The sequence below is a fragment of the Polynucleobacter sp. MWH-Adler-W8 genome, from assembly GCF_001889925.1.
GTDB lineage: Bacteria > Pseudomonadota > Gammaproteobacteria > Burkholderiales > Burkholderiaceae > Polynucleobacter.
Genome location: NZ_LZFI01000003.1, coordinates 117,075 through 139,553 on the forward strand (window position 1 = coordinate 117,075; position 22,479 = coordinate 139,553).

Sequence of the window (22,479 nt, forward strand, 5' to 3'; positions counted from 1 at the left end):
GCAGATGCTTTCCAATTTACTTCGAATTTCCTTTTTATTCTTTGTATTTAGTCAACTTACTTGGGCTGCTGGTCCTGATTCAGAGGATACGCATGAGTATCAGTTGAGCAATGGCCTCAAATTGATTGTCAGGGAAGATCATCGTGCGCCAACGGTAGCTCATATGGCTTGGTATCGTGCTGGATCAATGGATGAGGTCAATGGGAAGACGGGCGTTGCACACGTGCTTGAACACATGATGTTTAAGGGTACCGACAAAGTGAAGGCAGGCGAATTTTCTCGCTTGGTAGCCGCGGTCGGTGGGCGCGAGAATGCATTTACCTCGCGCGATTACACCGCTTATTTTCAGCAAGTTGAAAAATCAAAATTAGAAGACGTGATCAAGCTTGAAGCGGATCGTATGTCTAACCTCAATTTTGATGATGCAGAATTCTTAAAAGAAATTCAGGTCATCATGGAAGAGCGCCGTTTACGAACAGAAGACAATCCTAGTAGTTTGCTCAACGAATCATTAATGGCAACTGCTTATATGAGCTCCCCATATCGCCATCCGGTCATTGGTTGGATGAATGACTTAGAGAATATGAAAGCATCCGATGCGCGAGATTGGTATCGCAGTTGGTATAAGCCAAACAATGCAACCGTAGTCATCAGCGGTGATGTGGATGCTAAAAAAGTGTTGAATATGGCAGAGAGGTATTACGGCGCTGCCGCTGCCCATGAGTTACCAGTGCGTAAGCCACAAATTGAGTCGCCTCAAAAAGGGATTAAGCAGGTTCAGGTAAAGGCGCCAGCTGATAGCGCTCAATTGGCCATGGCTTGGAAGGTGCCCCGTCTCGAGCCTGGCAAGCTGGATGACCCCGAGCCATATGCCTTAGAGCTTCTGACAGCAGTGCTGGATGGCTATGACAATGCCCGCTTAAATCGCACTCTCGTTAAGCAGGAAAAAGTAGTGAATGATGTGGGTGTTGGCTACGACATGATTTCTCGTGGGCCAGAACTATTCTTAATTAGCGCCACGATGGCTAAAGGAAAAACAGTCGATCAGGCTCAGGTAAGCATCCGCAAGGCGCTTGACGAATTAAAGCAAAAAGGGATTCTGGAGTCTGAACTCAAGAGAATTAAGGTACGCATTCTGTCTGAGCAAATCTATAAGCGCGACTCTATCTTTGGTCAAGCAATGGAAATTGGTAGTACAGAGATGGCAGGATTTTCTTGGAAGGACATCGATTACATGCTAGAGAAAATGCAAACCATTACACCTGAGCAAGTGCAGGCAGTTGCAAAAAAATATCTGGTTGATGAGGGTTTGACGATTGCGGTATTGGATCCTCAGGCGCGTCAAACTGCAGGTAAGGAGAGCAAGTGATGAATGTCTTCGTTAAGAGTATTTCAGTTTGTCTCTTTACTTTTTGCTTGTTTAGTAACGCGCACGCCATCTTGCCGATTGAGAAGTTAGATTCTTATAAGGGCGCCAAGGCATATTTAGTACAAACCAAAGCGCTGCCGATGGTAGACATTGAAGTGAGCATTGATGCAGGCGATCGCCACGACCCTGCTGGCAAAAGTGGCCTAGCCGATATGGTTGCAGGCCTGATGAATTATGGGGTGAAGAGCGAAAAAGGGGTTCTCACTGAAGCTCAAATAGCTGATGAAATCGCTGATCTTGGAGCTAATATTGGCTTATCTGTGAGCGGCGAGCGAGCAATCTTGCGCATTCGCAGTTTGAGTCGAAAAGACTTGCGCGATAGAGCGGTACAACTAGCCGCTGCTATGTTGAGCGCGCCGACTTACGATTCAAAAATTGTTGAGCGTGAGAAACAAAGAACGATAACGAGTTTGCTTGAGGCGGAAACTAAGCCCGAGTTTGTTCTCGAACGTCGTTTTAAAAAATCAGTGTATGGAAACTATCCCCTAGCTGATTCGCCAACAGTGAAATCAGTTGCTGCTGTAAGCGTGAATGACTTGGTGCAATTTCATAAGCAGTTTTATCGCGGTGACCGCATGATTGTGAGTATTGTTGGCGATATTGATCGCGCTCAAGCAGAAGAAATCGTCAAAGCTTTGTTAAAGCAGATTCCTGCTTCAGGTCAGCCCATCGCAAAGTTGCCTGAACTCGAGCGCTCTCCCGTAGAGCCTCTGGCGCAAAGAGAAATTCAAATTCCTTTTGACTCTCAGCAGGCTCACATTGCTATGGGGATGACGGCGGTTGCTCGCAACAACCCTGATTACTTCCCCTTACTGGTTGGTAACTATGTTTTAGGCGGGGGCGGTTTTGTCTCTCGCTTGATGGCTGAGGTGCGTGAGAAGCGCGGTCTGGCATACAGCGTGTTTAGTTACTTTATTCCTGGAAAAGAGAATGGCATTTTTCAAGCGGGTCTACAAACCAAGAGTGATCAGGCTGCGCTGGCTTTAGAGGTGATGAGTTCTACCACTGCTCAATTTATTGCTGATGGACCTACTCCATCTGAGCTTGTGGCTGCTAAAGCAAACTTAGTAAATGGTTACCCGCTGCGGATTGATAACAATCGTAAGTTGTTGGATAACGTCTCTTCAATTGCATGGAATGACCTGCCGCTCGATACGATGGATGTATGGACTAAGCAAGTTGAGGCGGTAACTTTAGAGCAGGTAAATGCTGCATTCAAAAAATATCTTGCAATGGATCGTATGAAGATTGTTGTATTGGGAGCAAAAAATAAATAAGCTCAATAAAGCAAACAAGCCTCTAAAGACTGAGCCGCCGAAGAAGGTGCGGATTATTGGCGGCAACTGGAGAAGTCGTTTGCTAACGGTTTTGGATCTTCCTGGCCTACGCCCTACAACTGATCGTATTCGGGAAACGCTATTTAATTGGCTAGGACAAGATTTAACAGGTTTACGATGCCTAGATCTTTTTGCCGGTACCGGTGCTTTGGGTTTTGAGGCCGCATCAAGAGGTGCTGCATTAGTAGTATTACTTGAGAAAGAAAAAAGGGCTTGCGCAAACTTAACGGCCAATTTTGCTTTATTGCAGTCTTCGCCGGCCGCCGGCCTCGTAAAAATTTTGCAACGAGATAGCCTTGAGTTTCTGAAGCAGCAGGCAGATCGTTCCAGCAATTTAATTTTTATTGATCCACCATTTCAGGATTCGGGCTTATTAGATCGCGCCGTTATCCAGGCAGCTAGGGTGTGTGATGACTCTGCAGGCGGTGGTATTTATGTGGAATTTCCCTCTAGTCTTCCACGCGAGGAGGTAGAGGCCCTACTACCGGACTGGCATTGTGGAAAATACTTAGAGGCTGGACAGGTAAAAGCTTGTCTATTTCGGAGTGGAAGAGGCTAAACTCTTGCCTGTAGCCGATAAAGCCTTAGGAACGTTATGACAGTTGCCGTATACCCTGGAACATTTGATCCATTTACTCGTGGTCACGAGGACTTGGTTCGCCGCGCATCGAGCATTTTTACGGAGTTGATTGTGGGTGTTGCCGACAGTCGCAGCAAACGTCCATTCTTCAATTTAGAAGAGCGCATTGCTATCGCTAAGGAAGTGCTTGGCCACTATCCGAATGTAAAAGTCGTTGGCTTTACTGGCTTATTAAAAGATTTTGCACGCGAGCATCAAGCGCGCGTGATCGTACGGGGTTTACGCGCCGTATCCGATTTTGAATACGAGTTCCAAATGGCAGGTATGAATCGTTACCTGCTTCCTGATGTCGAAACGCTGTTCTTAACCCCATCCGATCAGTATCAATTTATCTCAGGTACTTTCGTACGTGAGATTGCTTCAATGGGTGGTGATGTGAGTAAGTTTGTTTTTCCATCAGTGGAAAAATGGCTCGTCAGGAAAATTGCTTCAGGTACTCAGAATAAAGAGTGACCAAATGAAATTTGGCGAGTAAATCATGGCATTAATGATCACGGACGAATGCATCAACTGCGATGTCTGCGAGCCAGAGTGTCCGAATGATGCTATTTACATGGGTCTGGAGATTTATGAAATTAATCCTGATAAATGTACTGAATGCGTAGGTCACTATGATGCCCCCCAATGTCGCCAGGTCTGTCCAGTCGACTGCATTCCATTTAATCCTGAGCATACCGAAACTCAAGAGCAGTTAATGATGAAGTTCACGCTTTTAACTGCTGCCAAAAAAGCCAATACAGCTTAACTGAGCAGCTTGGTTCAGTACTTAGCCCTTGGAGTGCAACTCCATCATGGCGGTTTGAGTGTCGCCTTTTAAAAAGAGCGGCAAAATTTGCAGACCATTTTCAATGCTGGCATCAATGAGTTTTTGCTCGGCTAATTGAGGTCTACGTAATACATAATCTGCAACATCCATAGGGTGTCCATCACCAGCTGCATCTCTGGGGTGGCCAATGCCTAAGCGTAAGCGCCAATAATCTGGGGTACTTAAATGCGCTTGGATATCTTTCAAGCCATTGTGGCCGCCAGTGCCGCCACCTAACTTCAGGCGTGCAGTACCAGGCTTTAAATCCAGCTCATCTTGGACCACCAAAATATCTGCAGGAGTGATTTTGTGAAAGCGGCATAGCGCGCCAACAGATTGACCACTGAGGTTCATGTAAGTGCTTGGCTTGAGTAAGTAAAGATCTTCGCCTTCCCATTTAGCTTTAGCCACTTTGCCATGAAAGCGTTTTTCAGATTCAAAACGAGTGCTTAGTTGTTTTGCCATTGCGTCAACAAACCAGAAGCCAGCATTGTGCCGATCTTCTTCATGCTCATCTCCAGGGTTGCCCAGGCCAACAATTAATTTAGTCATGCTGAGAGTTTAAAGATATAAAAGCATTTCGCCAAAAAAGAATGAAAACTGGGGGCAATAAAAAAGGCCCGCTTGCGCAGGCCTTCTTGTACAAGCGATTGAGCTAAGTAATTAAGCTTTATCCTTTGGCGCTTCAGCTGCAGGGGCAGCCGCTGCTGGTGCAGCAGGCGCATCTGTAGGCTCAGCAGCTTTAACTGCTGGGATACGTGCGTTAGCAAGTACTGGGTTCTCTTGCTCAACATGTAATACCAAAGTAACGCCTTTTGGCAATGCGATGTCTTTAGCATGAATACCATGACCAACTTCAATCTTCGCCAAGTCCACTTCAATGAACTCTGGCAAGTCTGCTGGCAAGCAAGAAACTTCAATTTCAGTAAGGATGTGGCTAATAACGGCACCTTGCAATTTCACAGCAGCTGAAGTGTCAGCATTAGTGAAGTGCAATGGAACGCGCATATGAACTTTCTCAGACGCGGATACGCGCTGGAAGTCAATGTGCAATACCAATGGCTTGAATGGATGCATTTGGTAATCGCGCAACAACACTTTTTGTGTCTTACCGCTAATTTCCAAATCCAAAATGGATGAGTGAAATGCTTCCTTGCGGAGAGCATGGAACAACGCGTTATGGTCTAACTCGATGACCAAGGCTGGATCTTTACTACCGTAAACGATTCCCGGAGTTTTTCCGGAATTGCGCAGACGGCGGCTCGCACCTGTTCCCTGTACGCTTCTTTCAAAGGCAACTACTTTCATGATGATTTTCCTATTTAAGGTTAATTTCCGTTCGCGACCAAACAGAAAAGCCTTCGATTATATCGTGGGAAAGGGTGTTTTTGCCTGCAAAAGGCTTAAAACTGCCAAAAACCAGGGTAAAACGGTGATTTTTGGCTTATTCAGCAAACATCGACATCACTGAATCACCTTTGCTAATGCGGGAAAGGGTTTCAGCGAGGATCGGAGCAACGCTCAATTGGCGAATTTTGGATACTTTCATGGCCTCTGCGGTCAAGGGGATGGTGTCAGTAACAACCAACTCATCCAATTCAGAAGCAGCAATACGAGCTACAGCACCGCCTGAGAGCACGGCGTGAGTACAGTAAGCGGTAACGCCCTTAGCACCACGCTCTTTAAGCGCTTCAGCGGCTTTACAGAGGGTTCCACCAGTATCGATGATGTCATCCATGATGACGCAATGGCGGCCTTCTACTTCGCCAATAAGGTGCATTACTTCGGATACGTTTGCTTTAGGACGGCGTTTATCAATAATTGCCAAATCAGTGCCTAATTGCTTAGCCATTGCACGGGCTCGAACCACACCACCAATGTCTGGAGACACGATGATCAGATCTTTTTTAGTTTTCTGCGCTTCTAAGTCAGCCAAAAGAACTGGAGAAGCATAAATGTTGTCTACCGGGATATCGAAGAAACCCTGAATTTGGTCGGCATGCAGATCCATGGTCAAAACACGCTCAATGCCAGCTACTGACTGAAGCATGTTGGCCACAATGCGAGCGGAAATAGCTACGCGAGCAGAGCGAGGGCGGCGGTCTTGACGGGCATAACCGAAGTAAGGAATCACTGCGGTTATACGGCTTGCAGATGCTCGTTTCAGAGCATCAATCATGATCATGAGTTCCATCAAGCTGTCATTTGTAGGTGCGCAGGTTGATTGGATCACCACGACATTTTTGCCGCGAACGTTCTCTTGAATTTCTACTTGAATCTCACCATCAGAGAATCGGCCAACAAAGGCTTTTCCCATTGGGAGTTTGAGTTCTTTGGCTACAGCCTCAGCCAAAACGGGATTTGCGTTGCCTGTGAAAAGAGTCAATAAATCTGCGTTTATGGAGGACATAGTCTTAAGGGTTTTGTGGGGTCAAAAGGTTATCTTTATCGTTTCTACAGTATTTGGCAGGGGAAGAAGGATTCGAACCTTCGCATGCTGGAATCAAAATCCAGTGCCTTAACCAGCTTGGCGATTCCCCTACAGGTCAATCTGAAGAAATCAAATTGTAAGCGGGATTTTTATTTAGCCCCCTAACAACCCGACCTACCCACCCTTTAGGAAGATTTTGTAGAAGATTTTCTAGTTTTGCGGTGTCGGTCTTAGAGTCTAAGACTGCAAAAACGCTACTTCCAGAACCAGACATTCGGGGCTGTGAGCCCGGTACTGCCTGGGTAATCCAATCCAAAGCTTGCTTCACTTCTGGGCAAATCCGCGTCGCTACTGCCTGACAATCATTCGATTGATATAACAATGGCGATGCAAGAAAGCCATCAATTGTAATCTGAGCGTGATCTCGGGTCAATTCCGGGTCTTGAAAAATGCTTACGGTTGCGATGCCCTGATTGGGAAATATCACCAAAAAATCAGGGGTTTGGAGGGAAATTTCTTGAATTTTCTCCCCAATGCCTTCAACAAAGGCATTTTGACCAAAAATGAAGAAGGGGACATCGGCACCGAGCTGAAGCCCAAGGTTGCAAAGTATTTCTTTGGAGAGATTGAGATTCCAAAGGGCGTTAAGACCAATCAATATAGTTGCTGCGTCAGAGGAACCACCCCCCATACCTGCACCCATCGGGATTTCTTTGTGAAGATTAATTTCAACACCAGCCTCAATCTTGCAAAATTCTTTTAGTAAATTAGCTGCGCGAACTACCAAATCTTGCTCGGGCGGAACTCCGGGAATGGGATTAATGCGGCGCACTTCATTTTCAGCAATGCTTTTTAAGTGGATGGTGTCACACCAGTCAATCAGTTGAAAGACGGATTGGAGTAAGTGATAACCATCTGCTCTACGTCCGACGATGTGTAAAAAAAGATTGAGCTTAGCCGGCGAACGAAGAAATAAAGAATCGGATTTCGCCATTATTATTTTGCTTAGTCATTCGGGCGGTCAAACACGAGACGTATATCAATCGAGCCGATATTCGAGGTACGTGTCATCGTGAGCTTTTCGAGGCGATTGGTATTGCTCCAGGTATATACCAAGTCCCAGCCATCCTGACTAATTTTGCTTACTTGACCATTTGCATCTCTATCAACACTTGCCTCGCTTCCAGGACGCACTTCGCCTCTTAACCAGTTTGATAATCCGCGCGCTGGTAGTGGTAGGCCTAATGTGTTTTGCAATAAGGTGTCTGCATCAACTGCAGTAACTACTTTGCCATCACTTTCGAGTGTGGCTTCACCCGGCGTAATAGTAATTTTTGCAATCGAGCCACCCATGGGATTGCGTATTTCTAAAACATCCTTTAATGCTTCTTGGGACAAGGTAAAACCACCAGAGCCACCTTGGTTTTGTGACTCAGTTAAGCCGATGACTTTGACGGCAAAGCGCCCATCCCATGAGTTCTTAGATGCTTGGTCATCCGTTGCCCAGTCTGGCTTTAGGCGTTGCAAAGTTTCTTTCAGGGTTGGATTATTAGCGTCTATTTTTTGTCCCTGGCGCCACATCTCTTCAGCTTCCGCACGGCGATTCATGACCCATAACACTTCACCAGTATGAGCCGCAATATCCGCTTCTGGTTTCATAGCAAATGCTTGTTGTAATTGTTCTAATGCAAGGGTATTTTTACCTAGACGAAAATTGACCCAGCCCAAGCTGTCCAAAATAAAACTATCTTTTGGAGACAGCTGATGCGCTTTACTGATGAGCGCATATGCTTCAGGTAACTTCATATTGCGGTCGGCTAAAGAATAGCCAAGGGCATTAAGAGAATTTACATCGTTTGGGTTCTTGCGCAAAATGTCACGCAGTGTTTTTTCCATCACATCTATATGACCTACTTTTTCAGCAGACATGGCATAGGTATAAAGTAGGCCTGGATCTTTGAGTGGAATCTTGACGGTAGATGCGATTTCATAAAAAGCGCGTAAAGCATCGGACTCATCTTTCGCTTTAGCAAGCAATGCTTGTAATTGCAAAAGAGTATTTTCTTGTTCCGCGGGAGTTTGTTGGCGCAATAAAGTAATTGCTGGCTTGACAGCATCAGACCAGCGATTACTTAAGATCAATAGCGTTACCAGGACTTCTTTAGGTTTGGTATCCGAAGCTGGAGAGAGTTCATCCCAAGTTTTTGCTGCTTGCATAGCTAAATTTGGGGATCCTCCAGCAATTGCAATTTCCATCGCTCTTTGGGCTAGCCTGGGGTCCTGGTATTGGCGCGCCATCTCCAGATAGGTGTTGTAAGCCAAGCCAGCCTCACCCCGCTGAAGGGCGATTTCGGAGGCGAGCACCTCAAACACCGCTTCGCCAGTTTGCAATCCATTTGCCTGGGTTTGGGCATGGGCTGATGAAATGACTCCACCAGTGAGGGCCGCCAGGAATAAACCCTTTAAAAGAGGTTTCAGTGTGAATTTACTCATAAGCACATTCTAATCCGCGAATCTACAATCCATTTATGCCAGAACTTCCAGAAGTAGAAGTCACCCGATTAGGAATCGCCCCCCATCTGGAGGGGCGCAAGGTCAGTGCCGTCAAGATTATTGATGGACGCTTGCGTTGGCCAGTGCCCGCCAACCTCTCTAAAAGCTTGCCTGGGCAAACAGTGCATGCCATTGAGAGGCGTGGGAAGTATCTTTTATTAGAAATGGATACGGGCTACTTGCTGATTCATTTGGGGATGACGGGAACTTTGCGTGTACTCCCAGGTTCGGACCCCCTCAAGATTCATGATCGCGTGACGCTAGAGTTCGGTAAGTTCAGCTTGCGTTTGCATGACCCACGAAAATTTGGTGCCGTTTTATGGCATCCCAAATCAAAAGGTCCCATTGAAGCATTTGCGCTTTTGCAAAAGTTAGGCGTTGAGCCATTTTCTCCGGAGTTTGCGGGTGAGCTGGGCGCGGATATTTTGTATCAAAAATCCCGCAAACGCAGTGTTGCTGTGAAGCAGTTTCTTTTGGCAGGGCAAGCGGTTGTCGGTGTTGGCAATATTTATTGTTCTGAAAGTTTATTTGAGGCGGGTATTCATCCAGCTAAAGCTGCAGGAAAGCTCACACGTCCGCAATGTTCTCGTTTGGCTGAAGCGGTGAGATTGATTTTGAAAAAAGCTATTGCAGCTGGCGGTAGTAGTTTGAAAGATTTTGTAAATAGCGATGGTGATCCTGGGCACTTTATGGTCCAAACCAAGGTCTATGACCGCAAAGGCTTGCCATGTAAGGTGTGTAAGTCGCCTATTAGTCAGATAGTGCAGGGCCAGCGCTCCACTTATTTTTGTACTCAATGTCAAAAACGCTGATCAACACATTTGCATCAAAGCTTGTTGCTTGGCATGCGATCAGTGGGCGCTCAGGTTTGCCTTGGCAAGGTAATCGAGACCCTTATGCAGTGTGGGTTTCAGAAATCATGTTGCAACAAACTCAAGTGGCTACGGTCCTTGAGCGCTACCCACGTTTTATGAAACGCTTTCCAACGGTTAAAAAATTAGCCGCTGCTGATATCGACGAGGTATTGGCTGAGTGGGCGGGATTAGGGTATTACTCGCGCGCGAGAAATCTACATGTTTGCGCAAAGCAGGTCATGACAGAGTTCGGCGGCAAGTTCCCAAGTGACCCCATTTTGCTTGAGCAATTAAAAGGGATTGGGCGATCTACAGCTGGCGCAATCGCTGCATTTGCTTTTCATGAGCGAGCACCTATTTTGGATGCGAATGTGAAACGTATTCTGGCGCGTTTATTTGCAATTGAAGGCGCAATACAGGATAAGAGGGTCAATGATCGTCTATGGGATTTAGCAACGGATTTGCTGCCATCTAAACCTACGGATATGCCGGTTTACACTCAGGCACTGATGGACTTTGGCGCAACTTGGTGCACATCACGCAAACCAGTCTGTTTGGGATCGGAAAAAAAATGCCCATTCACAAAAGACTGCCAAGCCAATTTAAGCGGTCAAGTCCTTTTGCTTCCACAAAAAACCAAGAAGACCAAATCCCCAGAATTTGATTGCAATATGTTGTTGATGCGTTCGGCTAACTCCATCCTCTTGCAAAAGCGCCCGAGTAATGCCATTTGGGGTGGTCTATGGTCTTTGCCTGAAGGACCGTGGACCCCTAGGGTAGCTCGTGCAAAAGTTGTTGAGATAAGCCCACAGGAATTATTGGCAGCTACATTGCCCGAAGAAAAATCGGCAGCACTTACAAAAGCTTGTAAAGCCATAAAGCAGGCCGAAGAAATTAAGCATGTCTTTACGCACCGCAAATTGTGGATGCAGATATGGCAGGTAAGCGCTCCAAAAGAGTTGGTCTTTTTAAATCCAGATCTGAAGTGGGTCCCCTTGGCTCAGCTAGGGCGCCATGGCTTGCCGCAGCCGATTAAGCTTTTGCTGCAGGGATTGAATCTAGTTCGCGGTGACGATCTAAAAAATTAAGCTGCAAGTCCATGAGGTCTTTTTGGGCGCGGAAGTGTTCGCTCAAGCGGCCTACGAGATAGACAGAGCGATGTTGGCCGCCAGTACAACCAATGGCAACCGTCAAATAACTGCGACCATCAGCAATGTAATGGGGCAACCACTTGTTAATGAATTGGGTGATGTCGGATTCCATGCCCCTGACTTCTGGAATTTTTTCCAGAAATTCCTTAACGGGCTTGTCGTTGCCGGTCAGTGGTCTGAGTGCTTTGTCATAGTGGGGGTTTGGTAGACAACGCACATCAAAAACTAAGTCCGCTTCGCTGGGCACGCCCTTTTTAAAACCAAATGACTCAAAAACTACTGTGAGACCTACCGGTTTGTCTTTGAGGAGATCTTGAATCCAGGAACGCAATGCATGAGCAGGTAGGTTGCTGGTATCGATGCTGTGCGCTTGGGCACGTAAGGGCTCGAGCAAATTACGCTCTTTATCAATTGCCTCAATCAGAGTTGCCGATTGAGATTGTTTGCCATTAGTAGATAAGGGGTGGCGACGACGGGTTTCTGAAAAGCGTTGCACCAAAGTATTGGTATCGGCATTCAGGAATACCACTCTGACCTGATGATTTTTGCGTAGATTCTCGAGAATGGACGGCAAGTTTGCAATAGATTGTCCGCGACGAGCATCTATGGCGACCGCAACTTGTTCGCACTTTTCTTTTTCAAGAGTGGAGATGAGGTTTTCGAGAAGTGAGACGGGAAGATTGTCTACGCAGTCATAGCCAGCATCTTCAAAAGCCCTCAGGGCTACTGATTTACCTGAGCCTGATATTCCGGTTATCAGATTGATCTGCATAGCTTAGAGTAGGCGTCCTTGGGACTTTGATGACTCTGACTCCGCATTCATCTGAATACGTTGACGCTCGATAAATTCTTTTAAGGTATCGATACCGCGCAATTGCAAAATGGTATTGCGTACAGCAGCTTCAACTAGTACGGCTAAGTTGCGACCTGCAGCCACCTGAATTTTGACCGTACGAATGGGGATGCCTAGTACGTCGATATGCTGGGCCTCAAGGGGTAGACGCTCAAATTCGCCATCTGTTCTGCGAACTAGCTGAACAATCAGGCGTAGTTTTAATTTACGACGCACTGCTGTTTCACCAAAGATCGTCCGAATATCGAGCAATCCCAGTCCACGTACCTCAAGTAGGTTGCGCAAGATGACGGGGCAGCGACCCTCAATGTAATCAGGTCCAAGACGTGCAAAGTCAACTGCATCATCGGCTACCAATCCATGTCCACGAGAAATAAGTTCGAGGCCTAATTCACTTTTACCTAGGCCAGATTCGCCAGTAAGAAGTACACCCAAGCCCAGAATGTCCATGAAGACACCATGCATGGTGATTTGAGGGGCACCAATTTTGGTTAAGTAAGTGCGTAAATGATCAATCACTTCCGCAGCAGAAATGGCGGTGGTGAATAGCGGTGTTGAGGAGCGCTGGCAGAATAGTTGCAAGTCTGGATCCGCACTCTTACCATCAGCCACAATGACACAAGGAGGCATCTTGGAGATCAAACTGGCAATTTGCTCTTGCCTTTGTTTTGGCTCCAGAGCTGCGTGATATTCAACCTCTTGTTCGCCGAAGATTTGAATACGGCTTGGGTGAATAAGGTTTAAGTGACCTACTAAGTCGGAGCTGGCTGCAGCTATTTTTACAGCTTCTGGAGGGAAGGTGCGGTCGGCACCTTCAAGACCGCCAATCCAAGACAACTTTAATTCTGAAACATTGTCATCAAAAATCTGCTGAGCAGTTACTCCTTCTAGGAGTAATGGCTGAGTCATTTTGCTGTACCCCAGTGTTGTAAGAGTTCGCAAACCTTTAAGGGGTCTGCAGTAGACGATAAGGTCTCGCGAGCATCTGCATCCGACAGCAACTGAGCAATCGAAGACAAAATTTCTAAATGTTGTTGGGTGGCTTTTTCTGGGACTAGCAAGAAAATCAAGATGGAAACCGCTTCACCATCCGGAGCTGCAAACTCAATAGGGTTTTGCAGTCTCATAAAAGCGGCACTTGGCTGCTTTAGGCCTTTCACACGTCCGTGAGGGATGGCTACACCAGCGCCGAGGGCGGTAGAGCCTAAATCTTCACGAGCATTGAGGAACTCTATAACGGAGTTTGCTGCTATTCCTGTTTGTTTAGAAAATAGTTCTCCAGCGGCTGCAAATGCATCAGCCCTGCTTGTGGCGAGGATATCTAATGCAATGCAGTCGGGAGTAAAAAGATTGGTCAGGGCATTCATGTGAATTGATTATAGGTGTCCTGACGTACTAGATCACTCAAAATGCTTTTCGTGGTGATGATCTTGAATCTTTTCTTTGTGTTTGACAACTTGACGCTCTAACTTATCAACCACTGCATCCATAGCGTGATAGAGGTCAGCATTGTGTGCTTCAGCGAACAGATCTTTCCCTTTAAGGTGAATGGTGATCTCGGCGCTTTGACGCAGGTCCTTCTCTTTGGCTTTATCTACTACCAGGAAGGCAGACGCATCAATGACGTGATCGAAGTGCTTACGAATTTTGGTTAGACCCGCCTCAAGATGAGAGCGCATGGCAGGGGTAACTTCCACGTGACGGCTATTAATTTTCAAATTCATTAGCGACTCCTTTTATAGATGCTATAGATGCGTGCGCATAGTCATGCCCGGGGTGCGCAGCAAGCCCCTGAAATTTTTTGTGCTGTTTTTTTTGGAAAATAAACCATGAGCCTCCAGCGTATCAGCGAATTTGCCGAAAACCAAGAGGGAAGTGCAATTTTTATTACTTTAAAAGCAGGAAGCCTTGTTTGACTTACATCCGGAAGTTTTCGCCCAGATAGACTCTGCGGACGGCATCGTTCTGAATAATCTGATCAGGCTTACCTTCGGCCAATACGCTACCTTCACTGATGATGTAAGCATGGTCACAGATACCTAGGGTTTCGCGGACGTTGTGGTCGGTAATCAGTACCCCAATTTGGCGGTCCCGAAGGAAGCGAACAATACGCTGGATTTCCCCAACAGCAATAGGGTCTACACCAGCAAAGGGCTCATCTAGCAGGATAAATTTTGGCTGGGAAGCGAGAGCTCTCGCAATTTCTACCCGCCTACGTTCACCACCCGATAGGGAGAGGGCTGGGTTATTGCGCAGATGACTGATTTGGAGTTCGCCTAAGAGCTCATCAAGGCGGTTAGCAATTTCGGCCTTAGTAAGGGGTTTGCCGCCTTGAGCTTGAAGCTCTAAGACTGCCTGAATATTTTCAGCTACGTTGAGCTTTCTAAATACAGAGGCTTCTTGTGGCAGATAGGAGAGACCCATTCGAGCGCGCTCATGAATCGGTAAATGCGTAATATCTGCGCCATCTAAAACGATATTTCCACCATCGAGTGGGACTAGTCCAACAATCATGTAGAACGAAGTTGTTTTGCCTGCTCCATTTGGGCCGAGTAGTCCTACCACTTCACCACATCTAACTTGTACGGATACATCACGAACCACGGTTCTTGAGCCATACCGTTTTTGTAGGTTATGGGCGCTTAGTGTGGGCGCATTATCGATGTGGGCTAAATCCGCTGTCATTTCTCTAGGGTTGCTTTTCGTCTTGGTGAAAGGATGGCTCTTGCTAAGGGCAGATCATCCGGTTTTGCATCTTTAGGAGGTGTGACATGATAGTACTGCTTTACATCATCGTACTCAATTTTCCAGCCCTTTAATTGATCAAGCATTTGCATATTGAGCAAGCGCTTCAAGCTGGCATCGCCTGTCAACGTCAGAAATTCTGTCTTGGCATCATAGGTAACCTGGGCGCCGCGTCCTTGCATGAACTCATCCGCAAGACCTTCGCGACGTTGTCTAAAGCTTGCAACCGTTTCCGGAGTACCCACGACATCGACAAACTCATAACCCTGAGGATCCACTTCAATGTGGCCATCCTCACCTGTAACAATAATGCTGCCTTTGATCAGTAGCACCTGACCATTGAGGTCATAGATTTGCTTAACGTCGTTTACAGAAACTTTTTCTGCTTCCAGAATGACTGGTTTGTCTTGGTCTGCTTTTTCTGCGAACGACAAAGATGCAAGGGAGAGCCCAAAGCTTAGGAGCGCAAGGCGAACCAATAAAATTTTCATTGACACCATTTTATTGGTGGCTCCGTGGGGCGCGCTCAATACGTCCTTTAACTTGGCCGGTGAGCACCATACTTTGTTCGACGTTGTTAAACACACCACCTTCAGTGGAATTCATAATCGACATGCCCTGCTCAAGGGTAATTGGCCGATCGGTTTCAATAATGTCATCGTTAATGAGCACTTTGAAGTAGCTTGAGCTGGCCAACATTCTTAAAGTTGCTGGCTGTGATGCAGTCGCTTCTTGAGCTGGGCGAAAGATGCTGGCGTTATCGTATAAATCAAGGATGGTGAGATCACCATCGAGATGTCCGGTATCCGACTTCACGGTTACAGGCGCTTTCTCAGCCTGGAACAGGCGCATGCGCGGTGTCAGGATATCGATAGAGGCATCGTCATCATAGTGTGTGACTTTGACGCCCAACACTCTGTATTTAGTATTGCCCAATTCATTAAGAGCGGATAGTGCACCATCTTTGATGGTGTAGTCAGGCTCATGCAGGCGCACGCGTTCTAAAGGAGATTTTTCTGGCGGAGTATTTTTTTCGACCAGCCAAAAAGTAGCCAGCGTGAGTGCCCCCATCAAAATCAAGGGCAGCAGGCGCAACAGAGCGCGACCGATGCCCACTTTAATTTGCTGAGGCTTTAACTGCATTGCTTAGCTACGAGCCTTAAGAAGTAATTCTTCATAGCGATTCTGTGCTTTAAGAATCAGGTCGCATACTTCACGTACCGCACTATTACCACCATTGCGTGTCGTCACCAAGTGGGAAAATTCTTGGACAGCTTCATGACCTTGTGCCGGGCAAATTCGAAAGCCTGCATTTTTCATCATTTGCATGTCTGGCCAATCGTCACCCATAACAGCGCAGTCAGCCGCAGTCAGCCCCAGAGATTGAAGAACTTCTTTCAGGGCAATAGCTTTGTTTTCAACACCCATGTGAATATGTTTAATACCAAGCTCTTCACAGCGTGCCAAAACCATTTTAGAATTTCTGCCGGTAATGATGGCAGTCGGAATGCCGCATTGCTCTAATAATTTGATGCCTAAGCCATCTTGAATATCAAAGGCCTTTAAAGATTCTTTGCCATCAGAACCAATCCAAACTTGTCCATTTGTTAATACGCCATCAACATCCAATACCAAAAGCCTCACTTTGCCTGCGCGCTCCCAGGCCTGTGGGTATTGAGCTAGAGGGTTGGTCTTGTGAGTATTGAAAGCACTAGGCATGAAAGGGAAACTCGATTACGAATGGAAATTAAATGACTTTGGCTGCAAATAAATCATGTAGATTTAATGCGCCCAACAAATGACCTTGGTTATCTGTCACCACTAAATGATTGATGCGATGTTTCTCCATCATCTCGATCGCTTCTTCAGCAAGTAACTCTGCTGGAATGGTACGAGGATCGGCAGTGGTCGCACTCTTCAGTTTGATGCCTCCGAGGTCGGTATTTTTTTCCAAAAGGCGACGCAAGTCACCGTCAGTCAATATACCAAATACTTTGTTGTTGGCATCTAGGATAACCACCATACCCATGCGCTTCGAGGTCATCTCTAACAAGGCATCTTGTAGAGACGCATCAATGGAGATCTTAGGCGTGTCTGCAAGGCTACGCATTACTTCGCTGACATGCATTAATTGCTTGCGACCTAGTCTGCCACCAGGATGAGAGCGAATAAAGTCTTCAGCTTCAAAGCCGCGTGCATCTAGTAAGGCAACAGCTAGTGCATCGCCCATGGCTAGTGCAGCAGTAGTGCTAGTTGTAGGCGCCAGATTCAATGGACACGCCTCTTTTTCAACACTGGTATCTAAATGCGCGTCTGCCAATTTGGCAAGAGAGGAATTTGGAGCGCCAGTGAGAGCGATAAGTTTTGCGCCAGTGCGTTTTACGATTGGCACGATAGTCAAAAGCTCATCTGTCTCGCCGGAATTAGAAAGGGCGACAAAAACATCATCTCTAGTAACCATGCCTAAGTCTCCGTGGCTGGCTTCAGCGGGATGAACAAAAAATGCCGGGGATCCTGTGGAGGCAAAGGTGGCTGCAATTTTGCGGGCAATATGGCCCGATTTGCCGATTCCAGAAACGACGATTCTGCCTTTGCAGCCATGTAAAAGCTCAACCGCCAGGACGAGGGCATCAGCATTAGCGCCCTCAAGGCGATCACGCATAGTTTGCAGTGCAGCAGCCTCAATAGTGAGGGTGTCGCGCGCAAGCTTTAGGGTACGTTCACGAGTCTTAGCTATCATCAAGTAAGTATATGCCGTCAGTCCTTCAATTAACCCTCATTCTCCTGGCCTCGGGTGTGGCCGGAGTGGTTATTTTCCGCTATTTTGGCTTACCCCCCATTTTGGGCTATTTGGCCATTGGCGTGCTGATTGGGCCTAATGCCCTGGGCTTGGCGAATGATTCAGCCACAGTGAAGTATTTGGCTGAATTTGGCGTGGTTTTCTTGATGTTCTCGATTGGCTTGGAATTCAACCTGCATAAATTAAGGGCAATGCGATCGATCGTATTTGGCCTTGGTGGCAGTCAAGTCATTCTGACAATGCTTTTAGCAATCCCCGCCAGTTTGCTAATGAATTGGATTTATCCCATCTCTTGGCATGCTGCGATCGCCTTAGGTGGTGCGCTGGCAATGTCATCAACTGCAATTGTGACCAAGCTGATTTCTGATCGCGCTGAATTAGAGACAGAGCATGGTCGCAATGTCGTGGGTATTTTGTTATTCCAGGATTTAGCAGTGGTCTTCCTGTTGATCCTATTACCATCGCTCGGGAAAAATCCTTCCGATTTGTTCGTTGCGTTAACTGCAGCGTCTATCAAAATCACCATCGCCTTGGTATTGATTTTCTTCATTGGCCAAAGCTTGATGAGCCATTGGTTTAAGTTGGTTGCTAAGTTGCGCTCACAAGAGTTGTTCATGCTCAATCTGTTGTTGATTGTTTTGGGTATGGCGGCGCTTACCGAGCACTTTGGTTTGTCGCTAGCGCTTGGTGCGTTCTTAGCTGGCATGTTGATTTCTGAAACGCCTTACCGCCATCAAGTGGAAGAGGATATCAAGCCGTTTCGCGATGTTTTGCTCGGCCTCTTCTTTGTGACGATTGGCATGTTGCTCGATTTCAACGTCATTCGTGAGCAGTGGATATTGGTTTTGGTTTTACTCGTTGGCCCACTCATCTTCAAGTTTGGCCTTATTGCTTTGCTATCACGGAGCTTTGGCTCTAGTCCTGGCATCTCCATTAGAACGGGCTTGTGCTTAGCTCAAGCAGGTGAATTCGGCTTTGTTTTGCTCAATCAAATTGATGGCCTGGATCTAATTGATCCCACCTTGAGTCAAGCAGTATTGGCAGCGATGTTGATCTCCATGTTCTGCGCACCATTTCTCATTGAATATAGCGATCGCATTGCGATGCGTTTTGCCAGTAACGAATGGTTGCTGCAATCGCTTGCATTAACTCGTGTTGCTTCCAAGAGTGTTCGTAATGAAAACCATGTGGTCATTTGTGGCTTCGGTCGTTCAGGTCAAAGTTTGGCCCGCATGCTTGATCAAGAAAAAATTCCATACATTGCCTTGGATTTAGATCCTGATCGCGTTAAAGAAGCTGCGGCTGCTGGCGACAATGTAGTTTATGGCGACGCTAGTCGTGAAAACTATTTAGTAGCTGCTGGCCTTTCAAGGGCAAAGGCGGTCGTGATTACTTATGCCGATACCGCAGCAAGTATGCGAGTCTTGCGTCAGGTAGAGCGCTTACGTCCTGGTATGACGGTATTGGTGCGTACTAGAGATGATGCGGATATCGCCAAGTTGCAGGCAGCTGGAGCTACTGAGGTCGTGCCCGAACTCATTGAAGGTAGCTTAATGATCGCCTCCCATGTTCTATTGATCATGGGTGTGCCAATGCGTAAGGTAGTGAGACGCATCACAACAGCAAGGGAAGAGCGCTACAGCCTATTGAGGGGCTACTTCCGCGGATCTGCGGACGATGACTTTGGCTCCAATGAATCTTGGCGTTTACATGCCATTACGCTGCTGCCCCAGTCAAAAGCGATTGGTAAAGCTTTAGGCGAGCTTGACCTAGAGAAAGAAGGTGTCAATGTTCAGGCAGTACGTCGCAAGGGTCGAAACGCAGATTATGTGAAGTTGGACCCCATTCCGGATCTCAAGCTTGAGGCCAACGACATTTTGGTGATCTCAGGCAATTCAGAGGCAACCGATTTGGCTGAAGCTAAATTACTCTGAGATCAATCTAATAGCGCTGCGCGCTTTTATTGCTTTACTTACTTTTCTTTTTACCGGCTACAGGAGTAGGCGCTTTGCGAGTTAGCAATGGTGCTAAGTAATGACCTGTAAAACTCAATTCATTTTTCGCGACGTCTTCTGGTGTGCCGGTAGCAATGATTTGCCCACCACCGGCGCCGCCCTTAGGCCCTAAGTCAATAATCCAATCCGCAGTCTTAATCACATCAAGGTTGTGCTCAATGATGACAATCGTATTGCCTTGTTTCTTGAGTGTTTGAATCACAGTTAGCAACAACTGAATATCGTGGAAATGCAAACCAGTAGTTGGCTCGTCCAAGATGTATAGGGTTCTTCCGGTGTCACGCTTGGAGAGTTCAAGAGAGAGTTTTACGCGTTGTGCTTCACCGCCGGATAAAGTAGTTGCACTTTGTCCAAGCTTCACATAGCCCAGGCCTACGTCCAGCAATGTTTTGAGTTTGCGCTTAACAACGGGTACCGCTTCAAAGAACTCATGGGCTTGTTCGATTGTCATCGAGAGTACTTCATGAATATTCTTACCCTTGTAGCGAATATCTAAAGTCTCACGGTTGTAGCGCTTGCCGTGACAAACGTCACAAGGAACATAGACATCTGGTAGGAAGTGCATCTCTACTTTGAGGACGCCATCACCCTCACAAGAATCACAGCGACCGCCCTTCACGTTAAAGGAGAAGCGACCTGCTTCATAGCCCCGTTCACGTGATGCAGGAACGCCTGCGAAGAGTTCTCTAATCGGGGTAAATAGTCCCGTGTAGGTAGCAGGGTTAGAGCGCGGCGTTCTACCAATCGGGGATTGGTCAACACTAATGACTTTATCGAAATGCTCTAGACCCTTCATTGCATCGTGTGCTGCAGGCTCTGCATTAGAACCATAGAGGTGTTGAGCAACAGCATGATGCAGGGTGTCATTAATTAAGGTGGATTTACCAGAGCCTGATACACCAGTCACGCAAGTTAACAAACCAACGGGGATTTTTGCATGAACAGATTGCAAGTTATTGCCGCGCGCACCAATGATTTCTAAAAAGCGATCATTTACAGGAATACGTTTTTCTGGAACCGCAATTGCTTCACGGCCGGCAAGGTAGGCACCAGTTAAGGAATTCGGGTTTGCTTCTACTTCGGCAGGTGTGCCTTGAGCTACTACTTCGCCACCATGAACGCCAGCACCAGGACCGATATCAATAACCCAGTCAGAGGCGCGAATCATATCTTCATCATGCTCAACAACTAAAACACTATTACCTAAATCACGCAGGTGCTTCAGGGTGCCAATCAGGCGATCGTTATCGCGTTGATGCAGGCCAATAGAGGGTTCATCCAATACATACATTACCCCTGTTAGGCCAGAGCCAATCTGACTTGCCAGGCGAATACGCTGGGCTTCTCCACCAGAAAGAGTGTCAGCACTGCGCTCGAGGGAAAGGTAATCTAGGCCTACGTCATTTAAGAAGCGTAAACGTGCGCCAATCTCTTTGACGATCTTGTCAGCGATTTCTCGTTTAGCGCCTTTGAGTTCCAGTGTTTCAAAATATTCTTTGGCCTCTTTGAGTGGTAGGGCACTAATTTCATAGATGGCACGCGATTGTTTCTTCTCACCCACTTTGACAAAGCGCGCTTCTTTGCGCAAACGGCTGCCGTTACATTCTGGGCAGGTTTGAACATTTTGATAGCGTGATAATTCTTCACGAACTGTCATGGAATCGGTTTCGCGATAGCGTCTTTCAAAGTTGGCAACAATGCCTTCGAAAGCATGTTCGCGAATGCTGTTCTTGCCACGCTCATTGATGTACTCGAAAGGAATGGTGACATCACCAGATCCCAAGAGAATCAGATCTTGCTGCTTTTTGTTGAGCGTCTCAAATGGCTTCTCCACATCAAAGCCGCCATGCTTAGCCAGGGTCTGAAGGAGTTTGAAGTAGAACTGATTGCGGCGATCCCAGCCTTTAATAGCGCCTGAAGCGAGCGATAAATCAGGGTGCGCAACGATACGCTTAGGGTCAAAGAAAGACTGGTGACCTAGGCCATCACATGACGGGCAGGCGCCCATCGGGTTATTAAAGGAGAAGAGGCGCGGCTCTAATTCTTGTAAGGAGTATGAGCAAACTGGGCAAGCAAACTTGCTGGAGAAAATCATCTCCTTGCCGGTGTCCATGTCGACGATCATGGCTTTGCCATCCGCCAAACGTAAGGCTGTTTCAAAAGATTCTGCCAAACGTTGCTGAATATCGGGACGTACCTTGATGCGATCAACCACCACTTCAATTGAATGCTTATCGTTCTTTTTGAGCGTTGGCAATTGATCCACTTCAAAAATTTCTGCTTTTGCTACGTTTGCTGTGCCGCCACCAGAACGTACACGGAAGCGCACAAAGCCTTGTGCTTGCAGGTCTTGAAAGAGATCAACAAATTCACCTTTGCGCTCGCTCACGACTGGAGCCAAAATCATCAACTTCGTATCTTCAGGCATCGACAACACGGTATCGACCATTTGAGCAACGCTTTGTGCTTCTAAAGGCAGATCGTGGTCTGGGCAATGTGGCGTGCCTGCGCGTGCAAATAGCAATCGCAAGTAATCGTGAATTTCAGTAACGGTACCCACGGTGGAGCGAGGGTTATGGCTGGTTGCTTTTTGCTCAATCGAAATCGCTGGAGAAAGGCCTTCAATCGTATCGACATCTGGCTTTTCCATGAGTTGCAAAAATTGACGGGCATAGGCTGAGAGAGATTCCACGTAGCGGCGTTGACCTTCTGCATACAGAGTGTCAAAAGCCAATGAGCTTTTGCCTGAGCCAGATAAGCCGGTAAGTACGACGAGTTTCTCTCTAGGGATGTCTAGATTGATGTTTTTGAGGTTGTGGGTGCGGGCACCGCGGATCTTGATTTCGTTATTCATGATTTTTTAGCG

Annotated in this window: 23 protein-coding genes and 1 tRNA gene; 8 read left to right on the forward strand and 16 right to left on the reverse strand. The window is 46.9% G+C overall.

Going from position 1 to position 22,479, the window contains the following annotated elements; translation table 11 throughout:
- Positions 1-4 precede the first annotated feature (4 nt).
- From AOC28_RS04025 to AOC28_RS04045, 5 genes are read left to right on the forward strand one after another with little or no spacing between them, the layout of a single operon-like run.
- Positions 5-1,369, forward strand: coding sequence for a pitrilysin family protein (locus AOC28_RS04025; protein WP_072582686.1), 1,365 nt, complete (start codon positions 5-7; stop codon positions 1,367-1,369).
- On the forward strand, positions 1,369-2,706 hold the full coding sequence (locus AOC28_RS04030; protein ID WP_072582687.1) for a pitrilysin family protein: 1,338 nt from the start codon (positions 1,369-1,371) through the stop codon (positions 2,704-2,706). Before AOC28_RS04025 ends, AOC28_RS04030 begins: the two co-directional genes overlap by 1 nt.
- Positions 2,678-3,325 (forward strand): 16S rRNA (guanine(966)-N(2))-methyltransferase RsmD, encoded by a 648-nt coding sequence (rsmD, locus tag AOC28_RS04035; RefSeq protein WP_083564220.1) that lies wholly within the window; start codon positions 2,678-2,680, stop codon positions 3,323-3,325. Before AOC28_RS04030 ends, rsmD begins: the two co-directional genes overlap by 29 nt.
- 36 nt (positions 3,326-3,361) lie before the next feature.
- On the forward strand, positions 3,362-3,859 hold the full coding sequence (gene coaD / locus AOC28_RS04040) for a pantetheine-phosphate adenylyltransferase (protein WP_072582688.1): 498 nt from the start codon (positions 3,362-3,364) through the stop codon (positions 3,857-3,859).
- A gap of 25 nt (positions 3,860-3,884) precedes the next feature.
- A complete protein-coding gene (locus AOC28_RS04045) occupies positions 3,885-4,151 on the forward strand; it encodes a YfhL family 4Fe-4S dicluster ferredoxin (RefSeq protein WP_072582689.1) in 267 nt (88 codons plus the stop codon).
- A gap of 21 nt (positions 4,152-4,172) precedes the next feature.
- On the opposite strand, the gene pth is transcribed toward AOC28_RS04045, so the two are convergent.
- From pth to AOC28_RS04075, 6 genes are all read right to left on the reverse strand, one after another.
- Complete coding sequence (gene pth, locus AOC28_RS04050; RefSeq protein WP_072582690.1) at positions 4,173-4,763, reverse strand: aminoacyl-tRNA hydrolase; 591 nt, start codon at positions 4,761-4,763, stop codon at positions 4,173-4,175.
- A gap of 111 nt (positions 4,764-4,874) precedes the next feature.
- Entirely contained in the window at positions 4,875-5,519 is a 645-nt protein-coding gene (locus tag AOC28_RS04055; RefSeq protein ID WP_072582691.1) for a 50S ribosomal protein L25/general stress protein Ctc, read from the reverse strand.
- Between the two features lie 136 nt (positions 5,520-5,655).
- A complete protein-coding gene (locus tag AOC28_RS04060) occupies positions 5,656-6,612 on the reverse strand; it encodes a ribose-phosphate pyrophosphokinase (RefSeq protein ID WP_192846852.1) in 957 nt (318 codons plus the stop codon).
- Positions 6,613-6,675: 63 nt separating this feature from the next.
- Positions 6,676-6,752: transfer RNA gene (locus tag AOC28_RS04065), tRNA-Gln, on the reverse strand.
- A 5-nt stretch (positions 6,753-6,757) separates the two neighbouring features.
- Complete coding sequence (gene ispE / locus AOC28_RS04070; protein WP_072582693.1) at positions 6,758-7,636, reverse strand: 4-(cytidine 5'-diphospho)-2-C-methyl-D-erythritol kinase; 879 nt, start codon at positions 7,634-7,636, stop codon at positions 6,758-6,760.
- An 11-nt stretch (positions 7,637-7,647) separates the two neighbouring features.
- On the reverse strand, positions 7,648-9,135 hold the full coding sequence (locus AOC28_RS04075; protein ID WP_072582694.1) for an outer membrane lipoprotein LolB: 1,488 nt from the start codon (positions 9,133-9,135) through the stop codon (positions 7,648-7,650).
- 35 nt (positions 9,136-9,170) lie between these two features.
- Between AOC28_RS04075 and mutM the strand changes: the two genes are divergently transcribed.
- Positions 9,171-10,007: a bifunctional DNA-formamidopyrimidine glycosylase/DNA-(apurinic or apyrimidinic site) lyase gene (gene mutM / locus AOC28_RS04080; RefSeq protein ID WP_072582695.1), complete on the forward strand. Its 837-nt coding sequence runs from the start codon at positions 9,171-9,173 to the stop codon at positions 10,005-10,007.
- On the forward strand, positions 9,992-11,137 hold the full coding sequence (mutY, locus tag AOC28_RS04085; protein WP_072582696.1) for an A/G-specific adenine glycosylase: 1,146 nt from the start codon (positions 9,992-9,994) through the stop codon (positions 11,135-11,137). Before mutM ends, mutY begins: the two co-directional genes overlap by 16 nt.
- Here the strand turns inward: mutY and rapZ are convergent.
- From rapZ to AOC28_RS04130, 9 genes are all read right to left on the reverse strand, one after another.
- A complete protein-coding gene (rapZ, locus tag AOC28_RS04090; RefSeq protein ID WP_072582697.1) occupies positions 11,082-11,972 on the reverse strand; it encodes an RNase adapter RapZ in 891 nt (296 codons plus the stop codon). The genes mutY and rapZ overlap by 56 nt on opposite strands.
- Positions 11,973-11,975: 3 nt before the next feature.
- Positions 11,976-12,962 (reverse strand): HPr(Ser) kinase/phosphatase, encoded by a 987-nt coding sequence (gene hprK / locus AOC28_RS04095; protein WP_072582698.1) that lies wholly within the window; start codon positions 12,960-12,962, stop codon positions 11,976-11,978.
- On the reverse strand, positions 12,959-13,420 hold the full coding sequence (locus tag AOC28_RS04100; RefSeq protein WP_072582699.1) for a PTS sugar transporter subunit IIA: 462 nt from the start codon (positions 13,418-13,420) through the stop codon (positions 12,959-12,961). Before AOC28_RS04100 ends, hprK begins: the two co-directional genes overlap by 4 nt.
- Before the next feature lie 33 nt (positions 13,421-13,453).
- The gene (gene raiA / locus AOC28_RS04105) at positions 13,454-13,777 is read right to left on the reverse strand and encodes a ribosome-associated translation inhibitor RaiA (protein ID WP_072582700.1); all 324 of its coding nucleotides are present in this window, start codon (positions 13,775-13,777) and stop codon (positions 13,454-13,456) included.
- A gap of 193 nt (positions 13,778-13,970) precedes the next feature.
- The gene (lptB, locus tag AOC28_RS04110; RefSeq protein WP_072582701.1) at positions 13,971-14,738 is read right to left on the reverse strand and encodes an LPS export ABC transporter ATP-binding protein; all 768 of its coding nucleotides are present in this window, start codon (positions 14,736-14,738) and stop codon (positions 13,971-13,973) included.
- On the reverse strand, positions 14,735-15,289 hold the full coding sequence (lptA, locus tag AOC28_RS04115; RefSeq protein ID WP_072582894.1) for a lipopolysaccharide transport periplasmic protein LptA: 555 nt from the start codon (positions 15,287-15,289) through the stop codon (positions 14,735-14,737). The genes lptB and lptA overlap by 4 nt, the downstream gene beginning before the upstream one ends.
- Before the next feature lie 10 nt (positions 15,290-15,299).
- The gene (gene lptC / locus AOC28_RS04120; protein ID WP_072582702.1) at positions 15,300-15,941 is read right to left on the reverse strand and encodes an LPS export ABC transporter periplasmic protein LptC; all 642 of its coding nucleotides are present in this window, start codon (positions 15,939-15,941) and stop codon (positions 15,300-15,302) included.
- A 3-nt stretch (positions 15,942-15,944) separates the two neighbouring features.
- Complete coding sequence (locus AOC28_RS04125; protein WP_072582703.1) at positions 15,945-16,517, reverse strand: HAD hydrolase family protein; 573 nt, start codon at positions 16,515-16,517, stop codon at positions 15,945-15,947.
- A gap of 28 nt (positions 16,518-16,545) precedes the next feature.
- A complete protein-coding gene (locus AOC28_RS04130; RefSeq protein WP_072582704.1) occupies positions 16,546-17,538 on the reverse strand; it encodes a KpsF/GutQ family sugar-phosphate isomerase in 993 nt (330 codons plus the stop codon).
- Between the two features lie 11 nt (positions 17,539-17,549).
- Here AOC28_RS04130 and AOC28_RS04135 point away from each other — a divergent pair, with 11 nt between their 5' ends.
- Entirely contained in the window at positions 17,550-19,532 is a 1,983-nt protein-coding gene (locus tag AOC28_RS04135) for a monovalent cation:proton antiporter family protein (RefSeq protein WP_072582705.1), read from the forward strand.
- Positions 19,533-19,566: 34 nt separating this feature from the next.
- On the opposite strand, the gene uvrA is transcribed toward AOC28_RS04135, so the two are convergent.
- Positions 19,567-22,467, reverse strand: a complete 2,901-nt coding sequence (gene uvrA / locus AOC28_RS04140) for an excinuclease ABC subunit UvrA (RefSeq protein ID WP_072582706.1) — start codon at positions 22,465-22,467, stop codon at positions 19,567-19,569.
- Positions 22,468-22,479: the final 12 nt, after the last annotated feature.